The 18,878-nt window shown below is 71.0% G+C and carries 20 protein-coding genes; 11 read left to right on the forward strand and 9 right to left on the reverse strand.

The features are described 5' to 3' along the window. Window positions 1–7: 7 nt before the first annotated feature. Complete coding sequence (locus CHC09_RS34450) at window positions 8–643, reverse strand: DJ-1/PfpI family protein (protein ID WP_089297552.1); 636 nt, start codon at window positions 641–643, stop codon at window positions 8–10. A gap of 12 nt (window positions 644–655) precedes the next feature. Further along, complete coding sequence (locus CHC09_RS34455) at window positions 656–1,588, reverse strand: GlxA family transcriptional regulator (protein WP_089297553.1); 933 nt, start codon at window positions 1,586–1,588, stop codon at window positions 656–658. An 80-nt stretch (window positions 1,589–1,668) separates the two neighbouring features. Between CHC09_RS34455 and CHC09_RS34460 the strand changes: the two genes are divergently transcribed. The 3 genes from CHC09_RS34460 to CHC09_RS34470 all read left to right on the forward strand — a co-directional run bounded on the left by CHC09_RS34460 (window position 1,669) and on the right by CHC09_RS34470 (window position 3,733). Beyond that, a complete protein-coding gene (locus CHC09_RS34460; protein WP_089297554.1) occupies window positions 1,669–2,385 on the forward strand; it encodes a hypothetical protein in 717 nt (238 codons plus the stop codon). A gap of 188 nt (window positions 2,386–2,573) precedes the next feature. Continuing rightward, a complete protein-coding gene (locus tag CHC09_RS34465) occupies window positions 2,574–2,777 on the forward strand; it encodes a hypothetical protein (protein ID WP_089297445.1) in 204 nt (67 codons plus the stop codon). Window positions 2,778–2,872: 95 nt separating this feature from the next. Continuing rightward, window positions 2,873–3,733, forward strand: coding sequence for an LLM class F420-dependent oxidoreductase (locus CHC09_RS34470; protein WP_089297446.1), 861 nt, complete (start codon window positions 2,873–2,875; stop codon window positions 3,731–3,733). Window positions 3,734–3,790: 57 nt separating this feature from the next. Here CHC09_RS34470 and CHC09_RS34475 read toward each other — a convergent pair whose 3' ends face one another. Then, on the reverse strand, window positions 3,791–4,846 hold the full coding sequence (locus CHC09_RS34475) for a GlxA family transcriptional regulator (protein WP_089297447.1): 1,056 nt from the start codon (window positions 4,844–4,846) through the stop codon (window positions 3,791–3,793). Window positions 4,847–4,916: 70 nt separating this feature from the next. Between CHC09_RS34475 and CHC09_RS34480 the strand changes: the two genes are divergently transcribed. Then, window positions 4,917–5,900 (forward strand): NADP-dependent oxidoreductase, encoded by a 984-nt coding sequence (locus CHC09_RS34480; RefSeq protein WP_089297448.1) that lies wholly within the window; start codon window positions 4,917–4,919, stop codon window positions 5,898–5,900. A gap of 272 nt (window positions 5,901–6,172) precedes the next feature. On the opposite strand, the gene CHC09_RS34485 is transcribed toward CHC09_RS34480, so the two are convergent. From CHC09_RS34485 to metX, 3 genes are read right to left on the reverse strand one after another with little or no spacing between them, the layout of a single operon-like run. Further along, window positions 6,173–6,655 (reverse strand): CoA-binding protein, encoded by a 483-nt coding sequence (locus CHC09_RS34485; protein ID WP_089297449.1) that lies wholly within the window; start codon window positions 6,653–6,655, stop codon window positions 6,173–6,175. Further along, window positions 6,652–7,938 carry an O-acetylhomoserine aminocarboxypropyltransferase/cysteine synthase family protein gene (locus CHC09_RS34490; protein WP_089297450.1) on the reverse strand — a complete coding sequence of 429 codons (1,287 nt, stop codon included), beginning with the start codon at window positions 7,936–7,938 and terminating at the stop codon, window positions 6,652–6,654. Before CHC09_RS34490 ends, CHC09_RS34485 begins: the two co-directional genes overlap by 4 nt. Continuing rightward, complete coding sequence (metX, locus tag CHC09_RS34495; protein ID WP_089297451.1) at window positions 7,935–9,107, reverse strand: homoserine O-acetyltransferase MetX; 1,173 nt, start codon at window positions 9,105–9,107, stop codon at window positions 7,935–7,937. Before metX ends, CHC09_RS34490 begins: the two co-directional genes overlap by 4 nt. Window positions 9,108–9,198: 91 nt before the next feature. On the opposite strand from metX, the gene CHC09_RS34500 reads away from it, so the two are divergent. Together CHC09_RS34500 and CHC09_RS34505 are read left to right on the forward strand one after the other, a co-directional pair. Then, window positions 9,199–9,747 (forward strand): OsmC family protein, encoded by a 549-nt coding sequence (locus CHC09_RS34500; RefSeq protein ID WP_089297452.1) that lies wholly within the window; start codon window positions 9,199–9,201, stop codon window positions 9,745–9,747. Window positions 9,748–9,759: 12 nt separating this feature from the next. Next, entirely contained in the window at window positions 9,760–10,968 is a 1,209-nt protein-coding gene (locus tag CHC09_RS34505) for an NAD(P)-binding domain-containing protein (RefSeq protein WP_203833323.1), read from the forward strand. Here CHC09_RS34505 and CHC09_RS34510 read toward each other — a convergent pair. Continuing rightward, window positions 10,958–11,338, reverse strand: coding sequence for a PPOX class F420-dependent oxidoreductase (locus tag CHC09_RS34510; protein WP_089297454.1), 381 nt, complete (start codon window positions 11,336–11,338; stop codon window positions 10,958–10,960). The two genes, CHC09_RS34505 and CHC09_RS34510, sit on opposite strands and share 11 nt — an antisense overlap. 141 nt (window positions 11,339–11,479) lie before the next feature. Between CHC09_RS34510 and CHC09_RS34515 the strand changes: the two genes are divergently transcribed. The 3 genes from CHC09_RS34515 to CHC09_RS34525 all read left to right on the forward strand — a co-directional run bounded on the left by CHC09_RS34515 (window position 11,480) and on the right by CHC09_RS34525 (window position 14,590). After that, window positions 11,480–12,247 carry a hypothetical protein gene (locus tag CHC09_RS34515; protein ID WP_143232770.1) on the forward strand — a complete coding sequence of 256 codons (768 nt, stop codon included), beginning with the start codon at window positions 11,480–11,482 and terminating at the stop codon, window positions 12,245–12,247. Window positions 12,248–12,320: 73 nt separating this feature from the next. Further along, window positions 12,321–13,985, forward strand: coding sequence for a copper amine oxidase (locus CHC09_RS34520; RefSeq protein WP_179277410.1), 1,665 nt, complete (start codon window positions 12,321–12,323; stop codon window positions 13,983–13,985). Continuing rightward, window positions 13,982–14,590, forward strand: coding sequence for a DUF305 domain-containing protein (locus tag CHC09_RS34525; RefSeq protein WP_089297457.1), 609 nt, complete (start codon window positions 13,982–13,984; stop codon window positions 14,588–14,590). The genes CHC09_RS34520 and CHC09_RS34525 overlap by 4 nt, the downstream gene beginning before the upstream one ends. Window positions 14,591–14,610: 20 nt before the next feature. On the opposite strand, the gene CHC09_RS34530 is transcribed toward CHC09_RS34525, so the two are convergent. Beyond that, a complete protein-coding gene (locus tag CHC09_RS34530; protein WP_089297458.1) occupies window positions 14,611–15,060 on the reverse strand; it encodes a PASTA domain-containing protein in 450 nt (149 codons plus the stop codon). A gap of 66 nt (window positions 15,061–15,126) precedes the next feature. Continuing rightward, window positions 15,127–16,464, reverse strand: a complete 1,338-nt coding sequence (locus CHC09_RS34535; RefSeq protein ID WP_089297459.1) for an MFS transporter — start codon at window positions 16,462–16,464, stop codon at window positions 15,127–15,129. Between the two features lie 137 nt (window positions 16,465–16,601). On the opposite strand from CHC09_RS34535, the gene CHC09_RS34540 reads away from it, so the two are divergent. Next, the gene (locus CHC09_RS34540; RefSeq protein ID WP_089297460.1) at window positions 16,602–17,537 is read left to right on the forward strand and encodes a LysR family transcriptional regulator; all 936 of its coding nucleotides are present in this window, start codon (window positions 16,602–16,604) and stop codon (window positions 17,535–17,537) included. Between the two features lie 64 nt (window positions 17,538–17,601). Further along, complete coding sequence (locus tag CHC09_RS34545) at window positions 17,602–18,816, forward strand: carbohydrate-binding protein (RefSeq protein ID WP_089297461.1); 1,215 nt, start codon at window positions 17,602–17,604, stop codon at window positions 18,814–18,816. Window positions 18,817–18,878 lie beyond the last annotated feature (62 nt).

The raw sequence follows: 18,878 nt of genomic DNA on the forward strand, positions 1-18,878 counted from the left end.
CCCGCGGCTAGCTGATGATCGCCTCGCGGCGGGCCAGCACCGCCTCGACGATCGCGCGCGGCGCCGTGGCCGGGTCGCCGGCCTGGTAGGGCGGCTGCGGCTGGTACTCGTGGGCGAGCTGGACGACCTGTGCGGTGAAGTCACCGGCGATGCGACCGGCCAGGGTGAAGGCCATGTCCAGTCCGGCCGAGACCCCGGCGGCGGTGAGATACTTGCCGTCGGCGACGACCCGTTCCTGAACCGGTACGACGCCGAACGTGGCGAGCTGGTCGTGGACGAGCCAGTGCGTGGTGGCCCGCCGGCCGGTCAGCAGCCCCGCGGCGGCGAGCAGCAGCGAACCGGTGCACACCGAGGCCGTCCAGGTGCTGTGCCCGTCCGCGTCGCGCAGCCATCGCCGGACCGGGCCGTCCCCCATGTGCGCCGGCTGCCCCGGCCCGCCCGGGATCACGATCACATCCGGTCGGGGTACGTCGGCGAGCGCGGCGTCGGCGTACAGGCGCAGGCTGCCGACGTCGTTGCCGACCGGGCCGGTGCGCTCCGCGACGAAGGTGACGCGCGCGCCGGGCAGGTGGCTCAGCACGTCGTACGGGCCGACGACGTCCAGGGCGGTGAACCGGTCGTAGAGCAGAATCGCGATCTGCACGTACCTCTCCAATCAGAATCGGCGCCGGTACTCGGCGGCCGGGACGCCCAGCGCGCGCACCATGGCGCGGCGCATCGCCTCGGCTGTTCCGTACCCGCAGCGGCCGGCGATCCGGTCGACGCCGTCGTCGGTCTCCTCCAGCAGGCGGCGGGCGGTCTCCACCCGTACCCGCCCGACGTAACGACCCGGCGGCTCGCCCACCTCGGCGGCGAACGCCCGTGCGAACTGCCGGGGTGACAGGTTGGCGCGCTGGGCCAGAGCGGTCACGCTCAGATCCGCGTGCGGGTTGTCGGCGATCCACCGCTGCACCTCACGCAGGCCGGGACGGGTCGCGAGCTGGGCGGAGAGCTGAGCGCTGAGCTGGGTCTGGTTGGCCGGTCGGCGCAGGAACACCACCAGGTGGCGGGCGATCTCCAGGGCCGCGTCCCGGCCGAGGTCCTCCTCGACCAGAGCCAGTGCGAGATCGAGGCCGGCGGTCACCCCGGCCGACGTGGCGATCGACCCGTCCCGTACGAAGATCGGTTGGGGGTCAACGGTGACGTCGGGGTACCGCCGGGCCAGGGTGTCGCAGACCCGCCAGTGGCTGGTGGCCCGGCGTCCGGCCAGCAGACCGGCCTCGGCCAGGAGGAACGCGCCGCTGCACACCGAGACCACCCGCCGGGCCCCGGACGCGTGCGCGCGCAGCCACTCGACGATGGACGGATTCGGCTCACGGGTGCCCTCGCCGCCGGGGACGACCACGGTGTCCGGTGCCGCCACGTCGGCGAGATCCCGGTCCGGCACGAGGGTCAGGCCGCTCGACGTCCGCACCGGAGCACCGCCCGGACCGGCGGTGGTCACGTGGTACGCCGACGGACCGGCGCCCGCGAACACCTCCAGCGGGCCGGTCACGTCCAGACTCTGCACACCCGCGAACAGCAGGATCAGTATGTCACGGCCAGACATGCCACCCAGCCTGCTGCCCGGCGGCGACGGCGGCAATGTCGAAGATCCCACCTTTCCTGCCACGGCTAACCTCTGTGGCCATGAGCTACGCGGGGAGAATCAGGCCGGTCCTCGACCGGGTCTACGTCGGAGCCCGATCGAGCGGCCGTGATCGCGTCCTGGCCGTCTACGCCGAGCACGACCTGCGACCCGGCTTCGAGAGCAGCTTCTACTTCGGCCTGCTTGCCCGCCCCATGCCGGCGGAGAGCTTCGCGGCGGCGACCACCTACAGCGGTGCGGACATGGCCACGCAGGTGGAGCAGGGCACCGCGGTGGTGGACGCCGACGGGACGTGGCGGCTCACCGACCGTGGCCGGGCCGTGGCGCTGGCCGTGCAGCGGGCGCTCGGCGAAGCCGCGGCCGAGCGCTGGAATCCCGGCCCGCCGTTCGACTCGGTGCTGCCCGGACCGGCCGCGCTGCCCCGTCTCGCCGATCTGGTGGGGCGGCTGCTGGCGGCGGGGCAGGCCACCGGAGGCCCGGCCTTCCGGGCGCTGACACCGGTGTACGAGCCGGTGGACGCGTCGCCGGCGGTGCGCCTGACGACCCGGCTGGGTGCGCTGCGCCACCACCGCGCGGACGCGCACCGGGCGGCGTGGCAGGCCGCCGGCCTGACCCTGGAGCAGCTGAGGGCGCTGCCCGCCGGTCCTGAACGGCAAGCCATCGAGGACGAGACCAACCGTCGCGACGAGCCGATCTACCAGGTTCTGGACCAGGAGGAGCGGATCGAGCTACTGGCCGGACTCGGCGCCCTGCCCTGACGTCCGCTCTTGATCTGGGGCGCGCGACAACGACATCGTTCGCTCCGCGAACCGGAACGGGATCCAGTTGCTCTGCGTCCGCGCGGTCGCGGCCGGGTCGTTGCAGCAGACAAACCACTAGGTTCCTAGGATGCTTTAGGCGATGTGGCGGTGAGCAACAAGCCGGCCGGTGAGCAACAACCCGGCCGGTGAGCAACAACCCGGCTGGTGGCAGCGACAAGGCTGGTGGCAGCGACGCGGTTGTCGGTAACGACTGGGACGGTGCCGGCGATGCGGAGACGGTCGAGATCACCGTGGCGCCGGCTCAGCTCGCGGCCGCCCTGTTCGCTCAGGAGTCCGCCGCCGACGGCCTGCTGCGGGCCCACCCGGCAAACCGGAGCGCACCGGGCTGAGCCGCCCGCCCGTCCGCGATCAGGTCAGCACGCGGCGCGGATCTCGGGCAGGATCCAGAGGGTGAACCGTCCGACCGGACCGAGGAGCGAGTCTGATGGAACTGGGTCTGCACATCGCCGACTTCACCTGGAGTGACGGCCCGGCCCGGCTGGGCCCGGCGCTCGCCGGGCACGTGCGCGCCGCCGAGGACGCCGGCATCGCCAGGATCACCGTGATGGATCACTTCTGGCAGATCACCGGTGTCGGCCCGGTCGACCACGAGATGCTGGAGGCGTACGCCACGCTGGGTTTCATCGCCGCGCACACCACCCGGGCGCGGCTGCACGCGCTGGTCACCGGTGTGACCTACCGCGAGCCGGGCCTGCTGGCCAAGCAGATCAGCACGCTCGACGTGCTCTCCGGCGGGCGGGTCGGGCTGGGCATCGGCGCCGCCTGGAACGACGAGGAGTCGACCGGTCTAGGGTTCGCGTTCCCGCCGGCGAGCGAGCGGTTCGAGCGGCTGGAGGAGACGATCCAGATCTGCCTGCAGATGTGGTCCGATTCGGACAGCGAGTTCAAGGGCCGGCACTACCAGCTCGGCCGCACGCTCAACGTTCCGCAGAGCATCCAGCGGCCCCGGCCGTACCTGATGATCGGCGGCGGCGGTGAGAAGAAGACGCTGCGCCTGGTCGCGCGGTACGCCGACGCCTGCAATCTCGGCGGCGACGCCGAGGTGCTCGCCCACAAGCTGAACGTGCTGCGTCAGCACTGTGACGCCGTCGGCCGCGATTACGACGAGATCGAGAAGACCGGCATCTTCGCGATGGACCCGGCCACGACCACCGACGACATCGTGCGCAAGGTGGACGAGCTGCGTGGGCTCGGTTTCACCGTGGCGTACATCTATGCCCGCGACATCACCGACCGGGCGAGCATCATCGGCCGCGTCGGCGCGGCGGTGCCGCGCCTGACCTGAAGCCCCGATCAACCGCGTCAATACCATTTCTCCGGTACGAACAACGGAGTCCCAGGGTCAGGCCTCTCGGCCCAAGCGCTGTGCCAGCCCCACGCGGCCGGCGCCCGAGGAGCGGAACGTGCGCCGGTACGCCGACGGGACGACCCCCGCCTCGGCCGCCAGGTGCCGCCGCAGGGAGGTGGCGGTGGCGAAGCCGACCTCGTGGGCGACCCGTTCCACCGGCAGGTCGGTCGACTCCAGCAGTTGGCGTGCCCGCCGCAGCCGCTGCTGGGTCAGCCATCGGCCGGGGCTCAGGCCGGTCTCCTCGCCGAAGCGCCGGGCGAAGGTCCGGGTGCTCATCGCGGCGTGCGTGGCCAGGTCGTCCAGCGACAGTGGAAGCTCCAGCCGCCGCAGCGCCCAGTCGCGGGTCGGTCCGGTGCCGGTTTCGCCTGCCGCCGGCAGCGGCCGTTCGATGTACTGCGCCTGCCCGCCGTCCCGATAGGGCGGCACCACGCAGCACCGGGCGACGTGGTTGGCGAGCTCGCTGCCGTGGTCCTTGCGCAGCAGGTGCAGGCAGACGTCGACGCCGCTCGCCGCTCCGGCGGAGGTCAGCAGATCACCGTGGTCGACGAAGAGCACGTCGGCGTCCAGTTCGACCCTGGGGAACATTTCCCGGAACCGGCCGGCGAGCGCCCAGTGGGTGGTGACCCGCCGCCCGTCGAGGAGGCCGGCGGCGGCCAGCAGGAAGGCGCCGGTGCAGATGGAGACCAGGCGGGTGCCGGGGCGGACGCGGGACAGGGCGGCGAGGGCCCGCGGGTCCGGGGCGGTGGCCAAGGCGAGGGGGATCGCGTACGGCGGGATGACCACGGTGTCCGCCTCGGCCAGCACCTCGGGGCCGTGCCCGGGGATGACGGTCAGGTCCGCGTCGGTGCGCACGGGCTTGCCGTCCACGCTCGCGGTCAGCACCTCGTAGCGGCCGCCGGCGGAGCCTAGGACCCGGTGCGGGATGCCGAGCTCGAAGGGGTAGACGCCGTCGAGGGCGAGGACGACGACCCGGTGCGCGCCGGGTCGCGGCACCGGGTGCATCCAGCGGTCCAGTTCCTCCGCGCGGTCGTCGGCCGGGTCGATGCGCATGGCAAGAATGTATCGGAGGATGACCTTCCTGCCATCGCCTCGGGGCGGGCCGTGCGGCCAGGATCGAGGAATGACTTCGACGGACAAGCCGGAGAACCGCGACTCCCCGGACGGCGCCCCCGTGATGCTCGCCCTGCACCAGACGGCCCTCGGTGGCCCCGAGGTGCTGCGGCTGACCGAGCTTCCACGGCCTGCGCCCGGCCCCGGGGAGATCCTCGTCGCCGTGCACGCGGCCGGGCTCAACCCCACGGATTTCAAACACCGCGCCTCGCGCGTCTTCCTGCCGCCTCCGCCGTTCACTCTCGGCTGGGACGTCTCCGGCACCGTGGCGGCGACCGGTTTCGGGGTCACCCTCGTCCGCCCCGGTGACGAGGTGTTCGGCATGCTGCCCTACCCGTACGGGGCCGGCTCGCACGCCGAGTTCGTGACCGGTCCGGCCCGCGCCTTCGTCGCCAAGCCGGCCGGGATCGACCACGTCCAGGCGGCCGCGCTGCCGCTGGCCGCGCTGACCGCCTGGCAGGCGCTGGTCGAGACCGCGGGTGTCCGGGCCGGGCAGCGGGTGCTGATCCACGCCGCGGCCGGCGGTGTCGGCCATCTCGCCGTACAGATCGCCAAGGAGCGCGGCGCGCACGTGACCGGGACGGCGAGCGCCGCCAAGCATGACTTCCTGCGCGAGCTGGGCGCGGATTCCTGCATCGACTACCACTCCGGGGACTTCACTGGCGGCGGGGAGCGTTTCGACGTCGTCCTGGACGCCGTGGGTGGAGAGACCACCCTGCGGTCGGTGGAGGTGCTCCGCCCCGGCGGGCTCCTCGTCTCCCTGCTGCCGGTCGCCGGGGACACCCTGGCCGCGGCGGAACGGGCGCGGGTCCGCGCCGTGGTGCTGCTGGTCGAGCACGACCAGGCCGGGATGCGTGCCGTTGCCGAACTCGTCGACCGGGGCCGGCTCCGTGCCCACGTCTGCGCCACGTTCCCCCTCGCCGAGGGCGCCCGGGCCCACGCCGCGGGTGAGACCGGTCGTACCACCGGAAAGATCGTCATCATCGTGCGCTGAAAGCGGCGAGATTTCAGAGAAAATCTGGTCTCGTGGTACTAGACATTCTCTACCGACGCGCGTAGCCTTTCTGACGTTCGCGGCAGAGTTTGTTGGCGAACGGCCGTCGTACGTGAATGGGGCCAGGAAGTTGCGAGGGGCTCCGGCACCGGCGGACAGCACCACAGGAATCGGGAACCAGCGGAAGGGACGGTGCTTTTTGACCCGTAAGCCCTGGGCCCCGGTCGCTTCGACGCCGGGGCCCTCGTCCTGCCCTGACCGCCCGCGGCGCCCTACTGCAAGCCGGTGCGGACCGAGGTGATCCGCTGGGTGTTGAACCCCAGCCAGTGCATACGTCCGACGTAGCGGGCGTGTTCGATCTTGAGGCAGCGATCGACCACGAGGTCCAGGCCGCCGTCCTCGGCGATGGCGTTGCCCTCCTCGTTGATCACGCCGAACTGGCACCAGAGCGCACCGGCACCGATCGTCACCGCGTCCCGGGCGATCTGCGGCAGCGCGCCCGGCGCGCGGAAGACGTTGACCACGTCGACCGGTCCGGGCAGGTCCGTCAGGCTCGGATAGCCGCGCTCTCCGAGGATCTCCTTCTCCCGGGGGTTCACCGGGATCACCCGGTAGCCGTGCCGCTTCAGGTAGAAGCCGACGAAGTAGCTGGCCCGCAGCTCGTTCGCGGAGAGCCCGACGATCGCGACGGTCTTCGCGGTGTGCAGGATCCGCTGGATCGTGGTGACGTCCTGGTACTGGGCGAGATCGGTCATCGTGCTCCCTCCAGGGCCTGCTCCAGATCCCAGATCAGATCGTCGACGGACTCGGTGCCGACCGACAGCCGTACGGTCCCCGGCCCGACGCCGGCCGCGCGCAGCTCGTCGTCGCCGAGTTGCCGGTGTGTGGTGCTGGCCGGGTGGATGATCAGGCTCTTCGCGTCGCCGACGTTCGCCAGGTGCGACCAGAGCGTGACGCCGCGGATCAGGTCCTGCCCGCCTTCGCGGCCGCCGGCGCAGTCGAACGAGAACACCGCCCCCGGGCCGAGCGGCAGGTACTTCTCGACCAGCGGCCGGTACCTGCTGCCGGGCAGGCCCGGGTACGTGACGTTCGAGGCGAGCGGGTGCGCGTCGAGGAACTCCGCGACCTTGTGGGCGTTGGCGACGTGGCGCTCCATCCGCAGCGACAGCGTCTCCAGGCCCTGCAGGAACAGGAACGCGTTGAGCGGCGCGAGCGCGCCGCCGAGGTCACGCAGGGTCTCGGCGCGCAGCTTCATCAGGTAGCCGTAGGTCCCGAACGTCTCGTGGAACCGCAGGCCGTGGTACGCGGGGGAGGGCTCCGCGATCACCGGGAAGCGCCCGTTCGACCAGTCGAACGTGCCGGCGTCGGCGACCACGCCGCCGATGCTGGTGCCGTGCCCGCCGATGAACTTCGTCGCGGAGTGGATCACGATGTCGGCGCCCCACTCGATCGGGCGGCACAGGTACGGCGTCGCGAACGTGTTGTCCACGATCAGCGGCAGGTCATGCTCGTGCGCGATCGTCGCCACGGCCGCGATGTCCAGCACGTTCCCGCCGGGGTTGCCGATCGTCTCGCCGAAGAACGCCTTCGTGTTCGCCCGGACCGCCTTGCGCCACTCCTCCGGATCGTCCGGGTCCACCCAGGTCAGCTCGACGTTCAGTTTCCCGAACAGGTGCTTGAACTGGTTCACCGTCCCGCCGTAGAGCGCGGCCGAGGCGACCACGTGGTCGCCCGGCTGCAGCAGGGTGAAGAACGCGGCCGCCTGTGCCGCGATCCCGCTGGAGAAGGCCACCGCGCCGGCGCCGCCCTCCAGGTTCGCCACCCGTTCCTCGAAGACGGCGACGGTCGGGTTCATGATCCGCGAGTACGTGTTTCCGTACTCCTGGAGATTGAAGTAGGCGGCCGCGGACTCCGGGTCCTCGAAGACGTAACTGGTGGTCTGGAAGATCGGCACCGCGCGGGCGCCGGTGTTCGGGTCGGGCCGCTGCCCGGCGTGCAACTGCCGGGTCTCGAACCCGTACCGGTGGTCTTCGCTCATGCTCGGCTCCCGTTCAGGAATCGGCGGACGAGGGGCGTCTGGCGGGCCTCTTCCAGCAGGAAACAGTCGTGGCCGTACGGCGCCTCGATCAGGTGGTTCTCGACCGGCTTGCCGGTCTCGGCGAGGGCCCGCTCGATCCGGGCCGACGCCGCCGGTGGGTACAGCCAGTCGGAGCTGAACGAGATCAGCAGGGTCCGCGCCCGTACCCCGGCCAGCGCGCTCGCCAGTGAGCCGCCGTGCTCCCGGGCCAGGTCGAAGTAGGTCAGCGCGCGGGACAGGTGCAGGTAGGTGTTGGCGTCGAAGCGCCGTACGAACGAGCCGGCCTGGTGGTGCAGGTAGCTCTCGATCTCGAATTCCGGCTCGGCGAGCGTGTAGCGCAGGTCGTCGGCGAACCGCAGCCTCCGGCCGAAGCGGTCGTCGAGGGAGGGCGCCGACAGGTACGTGATGTGTCCGACCATCCGGGCCACGCCCATGCCGGCGTCGGGTGCCCGGCCGGTCCCGTAGTAGTCGCCACCCTGCCAGGCGGGATCGCGCATGATGGCTTCCCGGGCGATCGCGTTCCAGGCCAGGCCCTGTGGTTGCAGGGCGTGGGTGGAGGCGATCACCACGATGGCGTCGACCTGGTCGGGGAAGAGGACCGCCCACTGCAGGGCCTGCATCCCGCCGAGTGAGCCGCCGGCCACCGCGGCCAGTCGTTCGATCCCGAGCACGTCCAGGAACGCCCGCTCGCAGCGCACCATGTCGGCGACGGTGAGGACCGGGAAGTCCGATCCGTACGGCCGGCCGGTCGCCGGGTCGACGGAGGACGGACCGGTCGTGCCGCGGCAGCCGCCGAGCAGATTCGTGGAGACGACGAGGAAGCGGTCGGTGTCGAACGCCTTGCCCGGCCCGATCATGCCGTCCCACCAGCCGATCCCCTTGGGGTCCGCGGCGGCTCCGAACCCGTCGCGGGTGCTCTCGGCCGGGGGTGTCGCCGCGATTCCCGCCGCGTGGGCGTCACCGCTGAGCGCGTGGCAGACCAGGATCACGTTGTCGCGGGCCGGTGACAGGGTGCCGTACGTCTCGTAGGCGACCCGGACCTGCCGCAGTTCCCGGCCCGAGTCGAGCCGCAGCGGCGTCGGCAGGTCCAGGTATCGAGTCTCGACGGTGCCGACGGATCCGGGGTCCATAACCTCCCGAAGTTAGGTCAGGCCCGGCCGTTATGTCTAGTACCCCGATGGGTCTTGTAGAACTATCGGTGGAGGGGAAGGATTCCAGGTCATGGCCACCATCGATAACGGAGTCAACGTTCAAGCGCTGCTCGAGGCGCGGGAAGCGCTCAAAGGGGCCCCGGAAGCGGCCCAGTTCACCTGGCGCGCGTCCAGCAAGTGGCAGAAGGGCGCGCACAGCACCACCAGTATCGAGAAGTTCTTCGGCCTTGGCCAGGAACAGACCCACAAGAGTGAATCCGTGTTCGCCGCGGATCACCCGGAGATCTTCGCCGCCGAGGACAACGGCATCACCCCGATCGAATACCTGCTCGTCGGCCTGGCGAGCTGCCTCACCGCCGGCGTGGCGTCGGTCGCGCAGAATCGCGGCATCCAGTTGCGCTCGGTCGAGTCCACGGTGGAGGGCGGTCATGACATCCGCGGCATCCTCGGGGCCGACAGCGACGTCCGCAACGGCTTCAACGACATCAAGGTGACTTTCAAGATCGACGCGGACGCCTCCGCGGAGGAGATCGAGGCCCTCGTCGCGCAGTCGCAGAAGCGGTCGGCGGTCTACGACGCGCTGACCAATCCGACCAGCGTCACGGTCGAAGTGGCCTGACCCATCGAACGGGTGACCACGGTCGTCGTCGGCGCGGGACACGCCGGGCTGGCGGCCAGCCACTTTCTGACCGGCCGATCCATCGAGCACGTCGTCCTCGAGCGCGGCGAGGTCGCGAACTCGTGGCGGCGTGAGCGCTGGGACTCACTGCGGCTGCTCACGCCGAACTGGCTGAGCCGGCTGCCGGGCCACCACTACAGCGGCCCGGACCCGGACGGGTACATGACCTCCGGCGAGGTGGCCGAGTTCATCGAGCACTTCGCCGGCGTCACACGGGCCCCGGTGCGGACCGGCACGGCCGTCACCGCCATCCGGCGGGCCGGCACCGGATACCACGTCGTCACCAGCGGTGGTGAGCTGTCGTGCCGGTCGGTCGTGCTGGCCACCGGAGCGTGCAACGTGCCCGTCGTGCCCGCGTTCGCCGCCGCCGTCCCGGCCGGGGTGCGGCAGCTGACCCCGTTCGGCTACCGGGGCCCGGAGGATCTCGGCGAGGGCGGCGTGCTGGTCGTCGGCGCGTCCGCGACCGGTGTGCAGATCGCCGCCGAGCTGCGCCGGTCCGGCCGGCCGGTGATCCTGTCGGTGGGCGAGCACGTCCGAATGCCCCGCCTGCACCGCGACCGCGACGTGCTGTGGTGGATGGACGCCTCCGGCGTGTGGGACCAGCGCTACGACGAGGTCGACGACCTCACGCGGGCCCGCCGGCTTCCGTCACCGCAGCTCGCCGGCACCCCCGAGCGGGCGACGCTCGACCTGAACGCGCTCACCGGCCTCGGTGTCGAGCTGGTTGGGCGCCTCGCCGCCGTACGCGATGATGTGCTGCTCTTCTCCGGCGGCCTGCGCAACGTCTGTTCCCTCGCCGATCTGAAGATGCGGCGCCTGCTGGCCGGCTTCGACGAGTGGGCCGGCCTGCGACCGGAAGCGGAACTCCCGCCGACCCGGGTCCCGCCCGCCGCGCGTCTGCGGCTCGACCTGGGTCGCGGCGAGATCGCGACGATCGTGTGGGCGACCGGGTTCCGGCCCGACTACAGCTGGCTCGACGTGCCGGTTGTCGACGAGAAGGGCCGGTTGCGCCACGAGGGCGGCGTCGTCGACAGCCCCGGGCTGTACGCGCTCGGCCTGCCGCTGCTGCGCCGCCGTCGCTCGACCTTCCTCAGCGGCATCGAGGACGACGCCCGCGAGGTGATCGGCCACCTCGCCGCGGCTCCGGCGGTCAGAGGGTGATGACGATGCCCACGGCCGCCGGGCGCTTGATGTGGAAGACCCGGGTGAACCAGCCGCCGATGCGCGCGGAGACGTAGCGGCTCTCCATGAGGCGGCGCGCGTTCTCGGTCTCGGTGAGCGGCAGGAGAACGGCGGTGCCCCGCACCGATCGGGCGCCCGGAGCGACCTTGCCGCGGATGTCGCAGGCGGTGACCTCGACCTGCGGGTTGTTGCGGATGCGCTTGACCTTCCACGCGTCGGCGCCCGAGACGGTGGTCAGGGTGTTGCCCTGCACCACGTGCCAGACCGGGGTCGGCACCGGGGTGCCGTCCTTGCGGTAGGTGGTCAGGTTGATCTGCTTGCTGGCGGTGATCTCCGCGGGGACGCTCATGGTCCGATCCTATTGCCGCTAGCCCGATGTGGTGAAATGCTGGCAAATGCCAGTTTCATCCTGGTCTGCTCTGCTGGAACTCCCGACACTTGATCAAGCGCGGTCGCCGCGCCGCCGGTCCGGGTTCGCGGAGGAGATCGAGTGCGAGATTTTTCCTGGAAGAGACTGCGGCGGCCGGTGGCGCTGGCCGCACTCTTCGCCGGAGCGGGCCTCGCCGGCCACGTCCTGGCCGGCCCCGCCCAGCGCGGGGCGGAACCGGGCCCGGAAAGCGTCACCGAACGGGCGCGGCAGATCGATCGGGCGCTGTCGGCGACGCGCCCGCCGCTTCCCGAGGGCATGCCCACCGCCAAGCCGAGGATCGGCAAGCCCTTCGACGCCCTGACCCCCGGCGAGATCGGCTACGCCCGCTGGCTCGCGGTGCGGCACCAGAAGAACCCGGGCCGGCGGGTGGACGGCTCGACCGGCTACGAGTTCCTCGCCGCCGCGGCCTCCGCCGAGCCCGGCGGCCGCAAGGTCGCCGTCACGTCGTACGACTACGCCGCGAACGTGCAGGTGCTGCAGGTCGCCGACCTCGTCACCGGCGCCGTCACCGAGCGCACCGGCGGCGGGGTACAGGCCCCGCCGTCGGGGACGGAACAGATCCACGCGCTGCACCTGCTGCTCACCTCGCCCGCCGGCGCGCCGATCCGGGAGGCCTACCGCAGGTCCACCAACCGGAACCTGACCAGCCCGGCGCAGCTCGACGTGAACGCGGGCGCGCTGCTCAACCCGCCGGCGACCGGCGACGGCGCCGCGTGTGCGGTGGACCGGTGCGTCACGTTCCAGGGCCGGGTCCGCGACGGCGCCTGGCTGTACTTCGGGGACCTCGCCGTCGACCTGACCGCCAGGACCGTCCGGGTCCTGTCATGAGCGAGCTTGCGAGCGAATCGGTTGGCTCAGTTGTTGGCTCATGTCGGCGCCGGAGCGAAGCGGAGGTGGCGGCATGAGCGGGCACGGGATGCGACTGCTCCTCGCGATCGTCCTGGCCACCACCGGCCTGGTCGTGGCGGACCCGGCCGGGCGGACCGCGCATGCCGGCCCAGCCTCCGTCTACTGCTCCGGCGACTCCCTCGTCCACAGGAAGCTCGCCGCCGGCACCGGCTGGCAGATGTGCTGGCACATCGACGACTACAAGGGTCTGGTCCTGGAGAAGGTCGCCTTCCAGGGCCGGAAGGACCCGGCGCCGATCCAGGTGCTCAACTCGATCGCCCCGGTCCAGATGCAGGTGCCCTACGACATCGGCACCGCCGAGTTCGAGGACCTGATCGGCTACGGCTTCGGCCGGCGCGCCAGCGACATGACCGCCGCGGAATGCCCCGGCGGCGAGATCCTCACCGCCCACGGCGGCCACACCGACCTGGACGGGCACTGGGTGGAGAGGGACCAGCCGGTGCTCTGCGTCCGGGAGATGACCAAGGGTCTGGCGTACCGCTCCAAATGGCACACCGCCGCCGAGCAGCCGCTGCTCACCGCGCAGAGCACGGTCCTGATGGTCAGCTTCATCTCGGCGGTCGGCAACTACGAGTACGAGACCAACTACCAGTTCGCCGACAACGGCCAGATCGACGTCGCCCTCGGCGCCACCGGCGAGGTCAACCCGAGCATCTGGACCGACGGGCTCGCCCGCATACAGGCACGCAACTACGGCTGGCCGCTCGGCAGGGGCAACCGCGACTACTCCGGATCGCACTACCACAGCGCCGTCTGGCGGGTGGACTTCGGCATCGGCGGCAAGAACGACCAGAAGATCGAGCAGAGCGACACCATCTGGACCGGCGCGCGCGGCGGCCAGTCCGCGGTCCTCGTGACCCGGCGCACCACGATCCGCAGGGAGTCGCTGCTGAACCTCGCCGGCCGCCGGGCGTGGCGGGTCTACAGCCCGTCCAGCCGCAACGCCGACGGGCATCCGCGCGGCTACGACATCGTCTTCGGCAAGAACGACACCTACCCGGCACATCCCAGTCTGCGCAACGCGCTGGCGTTCACCACCCGCAAGACGTGCGAGCAACTGCCGATGTACAACAACGACGTCTCGTGCGCCAACGAGACGGTGATGGACTACGCGAACGGTGAGCGGCTCGTCCATCCGATCGCCTGGGTGAACGTCGGCTTCCACCACATCGTCCGGGACGAGGACCAGAGCCCCATGCCGGTGCACTGGCAGGGCTTCACCCTGTATCCGCACGACTTCTCCGCCCAGTCCCCGCTGACCCCGCCGAGCCGCGAGCACCGCAACGGCTTCGTCGCGGCCGAGCGGGAGAAGAACGGCGGCGTCACGCCCAGCCTGGGCTCCAGCACCACCCTCGAGCTCGCCGGCGCCACGGTCCCGGCCGGACGCCGTGTCGTCATCAGGGTCGCGGTGCGGCCGGAGGACCCGCGACAGATCGCCGAGGGAGTCCTGACGGTCCGGGACGGCGACCGGGTCGTGGCGATCTCGAACATCAGGAAGACCGACCACGGGCGCCGCACCATCAGACTGCGTGCCCTGCCCGTCGGCCAGCACACGCTGACCGTGGCGTACGGCGGTTCGGCGAGGGTCGACACCAGCACCTCGGCGGCGGCGATCCTGACGGTCGTCGAGCCCGCTCCGTCGGGAGGCCGGCGATGACGGCGCGCGATCTACTCCGGACGGCCGGACGCGATCTTCTCGGCATGGTCGGGTGTGTGGTCCTGCTCGCCGCCCTGCCGGCGTGCGACGCGCCCGCGCCCCGCCCGGCGGCCGTGGCTCCCGGATCCGTCGGCTCGGCCGTGGCGGTGCCGGCGCCGATGCCGGTGGAGCTCGCCTACGTCGCCCACATGGCCGAGCACCACCGGCAGGCGCTGCGCCTGGTGCGGATCCTGCACGAGCGCGGCGGGGTGCCGTACCGGACCGCCAATCTCGCCGACCACATCGCCGCGACGCAGGCCGGTGAGGCCGCCGACATGACGGAGTTCCTGAAAGCGTGGGGGGCGGGGAAGCCGGCGGGGCACGAGCACACGTCCGCCGTACTCTCCGAAGCCCAGATCCGCTCCCTGCGGCGGTCCTCCGGCGCCGCGGCGGGCCGGTTGTTCCTCCAGCTCATGATCGTTCACCATCGGGGCGCGGTCGAGATGTCCACCCAGATGCTCCCGATGGCCGACAACCCCTGGGTGATCAGCCTGGCCCGGCACGTCATCGCCGATCAGCGGGTCGAGATCGGCTCCATGCAACGAATCCTCGACACCCACGAATGACCCGGGCTGGACTCACCGCATCAGTCGTCCGAGTACTTCTTGACCGTGGCGGTGATGATCGATTCTTTCGGAACCTTCGTCCCGGCCTTCGGGTCCTGCGACAACACGACCCAGTTCGAATCGATGACCGGCAGGCGATGTGCGCCGGTGGCGTCTGTGGCGGGAGCGACGATCAGTCCGGCCGCTCGCCACAGGTCCTGAGCGGACTGGTAGTCCAGTCCGACCCCGTTGGGAACCTTGACAGTCGACGCGGCCGCCGGGGCAGGGCTCTTCTTCGCAGGAGCGGCGGAAGGGGAAGCCTGCTCCCGCTGCTCCTTGGCGGGAGTCGTTCGAACCGCGGAGGGGGCGTTCGTGGATTCCTCCGCCGGACCGGCTCCGGAGCCGCATGCCGACGTCAGCGCGAGGCCCAGCGTCGCTACGACGACGACGCCGGCTGTCCTGGCCGCGAAACCAGCTTGGCGACCGCGCATCGGTGCTCCCACGTCCTAGTCGTTGATTCCCGTTCAACGCCCCGATCGGTCGACCGGCGCGGCGAGTTAAGAAGACCGGAGCCGGATCACCCTGTCGATACCCCCGCTGAGTGACTCTCTTTCGTTCCGCTCTGGCGGGACGTGCGACGGCGTCGCTGTCGAGGGCGTCAGCGACGGTACCCGACCCTTCGGGCGCGGGGTGCGAGCGCGTCCGGGCAGCAGGAGCGGAGTGGCGAGCAGCAGAAGACCGGCGATCGCGATCGCGAGCCGCGGGCTGGTGACGGCGGCCAGCAGGCCCCACAGTGCGGTCATCGCGGCGATGACGGCGTTGCTGGTGATCGACCAGGCGGACAGGGTGCGGGTGACCCGCTCCGTCGCCGTCTGGTGAAGGCGGTAGGTGGCGAGCACCGGATTGAACACGCCCACGCAGGCGACCAGCCCGAACTGGACGGTGAGGACGAGGACGAGCCCCGCCGTGCCGGGCCCGACGAAGGCGAGCCCGATCGGCCAGAACGCGCGCAGTGACCCGGCGGCGAGCAGCACCCCGCGCTCTCCGAACCGCGTGACGAGCGGGTGGGCCAATCGTGAGCCGATCAGTCCGCCGACGCACGGCACGCCGAAGGCGAGGCCGTACTGCCAGGGTGCGAATCCGAGCTGGTCGAGCATGAGGACGGCCAGCAGCGGTGCATTCGCCATGATCAGGCCGTTCACCAGGACCGTGTTGAAGAACAGCGGGCGTAACACCGGGTGGGTGCGGAGGTAGCGCCATCCGTCGAACAGGCCACTGTCCCGCCGCTGTGGACGGTCGCTGCGGTCGGGATGCGGCTCCCGCCCTGCGATCGCCCGGATTCCCAGCGCCGAGAGCAGGTAACTCGCCGCGTCGACCACCACGGTCGTCACCGGACCGAACAACCCGATCGCGGCATTGCCGAGCGGCGGTCCGACCACGGTGGCCGTCCAGGTGGTGGCCTCGAAACGGCCGTTCGCGACGAGCAGGTCCGCGCGGGGGATCAGACCTTTCAGGTACGCCCCACTGACCGCCCGGAAGGTGATGTCCGCCGCGGCGGCGACGATCGACACGAGCACCAGCTGGGTGAAGGTGAGCCATCCGAGGGCGAACGCGGCGGGGACGCTGATCAGCGCGGCGAACCGGAGCAGGTCCATCGTCACCATGACCGGCCGCTTGCGGCGGAACTCCACCCACCGGCTGAGCGGGATCGCGACCACCGCCCCGACCGCCGGCCCCGCGGCCGACAGCAGCGACACCTCGATCGGCCTGGCGTGCAGCACCAGGATCGCGGTCAACCGAAACGCGTCGAAGCCGAGCCAGGTGCCGAAGGTGCTGATCGTGAACGCCGCCCAGAGCCATCCGAACGGCCGCCCCAGCGATCTTCCGGTCATCATGCCCCAGCCCTTCGCGATCTCGAACCAGACAACTTCGAGTTGACTGGACGAGATCCAAGCAGGCGGACGAACTGCTAATCAAACAACCGCCACGCCGAAGAGAAACAACCTCGAGTTGTGCGGGTAGGGTCCGCGATGTGGATTTCGACGCCGTACGCACCTTCGTCGCCGTTGCCGAAGCGGGCCAGTTCCAGGAGGCCGCCGCCGAGCTGTCGATCACCCAGCAGGCCGTCTCCAAACGCGTCGCCGCGCTGGAGCGCAACCTCGGTGTGCGACTGTTCGCCCGCACACCGCGCGGCGCTGAACTCACCATCGACGGGCAGGCCCTCCTCCCGCACGCCCGCGAGCTGCTGCGCGCCGCCGAGCGCGCGATCGCGTCGGTACGCCCCGGCCACCGACCGCTACGCGTCGACGTGATCGCCTCCCGCCTCGCCACCTCCGGCCTGATCCGCGGCTTCCACCGGGCGCATCCCGAGATCGAGCTCGACGTGATGAAACTCTTCGACGTCGAGACGGCCGTCGCCGCCCTCCGGTCCGGCGCCATCGACGTGTCCTTCCGCGCCGTCGCCATGCCGGGCCGCCCCCTGCCCGAGGACGTCGAGTCGGTCCGGGTGCTCGACGAGCCGCTCCAGCTGCTCACCGGCCCCGCTCACAGGCTGGCGTCAGCCAGGTCGGTGACCGTCGCCCAACTCGCGGGGCACCGGATCTGGATGCCCGGCATCGCCCCCGGCACCGAGTGGGCCGCCTACTACGACGACCTCGTCGCCGAGTTCGGCCTCACCATCGAGGCGACCGGCCCCAATCTCGGCGCCGACGATCTCCTCGACACCGTCGCCGACACCCCGACGCTGGCCACCTTCATCGGCGAACAGACCCGCCTCGTCTGGCCCACCGGCCACGGCCTGCGCCGGATCCCGGTCACCGACCCGACGCCCGTCTACCCGCACTCGCTCCTCTGGCACCGCGACAATCGCCATCCGGCACTGGCCACCCTCCGCGGCCACCTCGGCGCCAGGCCGGTCGGCCACGACACCGCTCGAACCTGGACACCGAACTGGGCCCGTAACTATTAAGAGTGTTGACAGTTTGCCGTAACATCTATCACGCTCGATGTAATTTTCGAGCAGGGGAGATGTTATGAGACGTTCGTACCGATGGGTGGCGCTGGTCGCGGCCGCCCTGACCGCCACCGCGGGGATCATGACGTCGCCCGCCGTCTCCGCCGAGCCCGTCGGCTCGATCATGGTGGCGTGTGCGGCTCCCGCCTGGGCCGAGGGCACCAGCTACGCCGTCGGTGCCCAGGTGACGTACTCCGGGCGCCTCTATCGGGCCCGGGTCGCGCACACGCCACCGGTCGGCGCCGGATGGAATCCCGTCGCGGCGGCGTCCCTCTGGGAGGATCTCGGCGCCTGCGACGCCACCACGCCGCCTACTACGCCGCCCACCACCGGGCCGACCTCACCGCCACCGGCGACGGCCGGGCTGCCGCATGCCCCGTACGTCGACATGGGCGCGTGGCCGACGCCCAGCCTGCCCGCGATGGTGAGCAGCGGAAATCTCAAGAACGTGACGCTGGCGTTCATCACCGCGTCCGCCTGCAAGGCCATGTGGTTCAACGCTTACGACCCGCGGCAGGGCTGGGCGCGCGACCAGGTTGACGCCGTCCGTGCCGCCGGCGGCGACGTGAAGATCTCGTTCGGTGGCGCGACGGGCATCGAGCTGGCGCAGGCGTGCACCACGGTGTCCGCGTTGCAGGCCGAGTACCAGGCCGTGGTGACCGCGTACCACCTGAAGTACATCGACCTGGACATCGAGGGCAGTGCGACCGCGGACCCCGCCTCGGTGACCCGGCGCTCGCAGGCGCTGGCGGCGCTGCAGCGTGCCAATCCCGGGCTGCGGGTGTCGTTCACGCTGCCGGTGCTGCCGGAAGGTCTGACCGCCGACGGGCTGAACGTGGTCCGCTCGGCGCGCGACGCCGGTGTCACCGTGGATCTGGTCAACGTCATGGCGATGGACTACTACCGCAACGGCGATTACGGCAATTTCGCCGTCGACGCCGCGAACTCGACGTTCAACCAGCTCAAGTCGCTCTACGCCGGTCGTTCCGACGCCGAGCTGTGGAAGATGGTCGGGGTGACTCCGATGCTGGGCGCGAATGACGACGGCCACATCTACGACCAGGCCGACGCCCGGCAGTTGGTCACCTTCGCCCAGAACAAGCACCTCGGGATGTTGAGCTTCTGGGAGCTGGGCCGCGACAAGAACGCTTGCACCGGGGCGTTGTACATGTGCACGAACATCCCCCAGCAGCCGTACGAGTTCAGCCGCATCTTCGCCGCCTACCGGGGCTGAGCCCGCGCTCCTCCGGCCGGCCGGTACCGATGGTGAACCGGCCGGCCACCGGACGGATCAGC

This window comes from Actinoplanes regularis, assembly GCF_900188005.1.
Lineage (GTDB): Bacteria > Actinomycetota > Actinomycetes > Mycobacteriales > Micromonosporaceae > Actinoplanes > Actinoplanes regularis.

Bases quoted from the DNA above. Each gene is read 5' to 3' on its own strand.
- CHC09_RS34470 (WP_089297446.1), top strand. From the start codon at position 2,873: ATGGAACTGGGTCTGCACATCGCCGACTTCACCTGGAGTGACGGCCCG.
- CHC09_RS34525 (WP_089297457.1), top strand. From the start codon at position 13,982: ATGACGGCGCGCGATCTACTCCGGACGGCCGGACGCGATCTTCTCGGC.
- CHC09_RS34500 (WP_089297452.1), top strand. From the start codon at position 9,199: ATGGCCACCATCGATAACGGAGTCAACGTTCAAGCGCTGCTCGAGGCG.
- metX (WP_089297451.1), bottom strand. From the start codon at position 9,107: ATGGACCCCGGATCCGTCGGCACCGTCGAGACTCGATACCTGGACCTG.
- CHC09_RS34535 (WP_089297459.1), bottom strand. From the start codon at position 16,464: ATGATGACCGGAAGATCGCTGGGGCGGCCGTTCGGATGGCTCTGGGCG.
- CHC09_RS34490 (WP_089297450.1), bottom strand. From the start codon at position 7,938: ATGAGCGAAGACCACCGGTACGGGTTCGAGACCCGGCAGTTGCACGCC.
- CHC09_RS34455 (WP_089297553.1), bottom strand. From the start codon at position 1,588: ATGTCTGGCCGTGACATACTGATCCTGCTGTTCGCGGGTGTGCAGAGT.
- CHC09_RS34530 (WP_089297458.1), bottom strand. From the start codon at position 15,060: ATGCGCGGTCGCCAAGCTGGTTTCGCGGCCAGGACAGCCGGCGTCGTC.
- CHC09_RS34520 (WP_179277410.1), top strand. From the start codon at position 12,321: ATGAGCGGGCACGGGATGCGACTGCTCCTCGCGATCGTCCTGGCCACC.
- CHC09_RS34475 (WP_089297447.1), bottom strand. From the start codon at position 4,846: ATGCGCATCGACCCGGCCGACGACCGCGCGGAGGAACTGGACCGCTGG.
- CHC09_RS34460 (WP_089297554.1), top strand. From the start codon at position 1,669: ATGAGCTACGCGGGGAGAATCAGGCCGGTCCTCGACCGGGTCTACGTC.
- CHC09_RS34480 (WP_089297448.1), top strand. From the start codon at position 4,917: ATGACTTCGACGGACAAGCCGGAGAACCGCGACTCCCCGGACGGCGCC.
- CHC09_RS34510 (WP_089297454.1), bottom strand. From the start codon at position 11,338: ATGAGCGTCCCCGCGGAGATCACCGCCAGCAAGCAGATCAACCTGACC.
- CHC09_RS34545 (WP_089297461.1), top strand. From the start codon at position 17,602: ATGAGACGTTCGTACCGATGGGTGGCGCTGGTCGCGGCCGCCCTGACC.
- CHC09_RS34485 (WP_089297449.1), bottom strand. From the start codon at position 6,655: ATGACCGATCTCGCCCAGTACCAGGACGTCACCACGATCCAGCGGATC.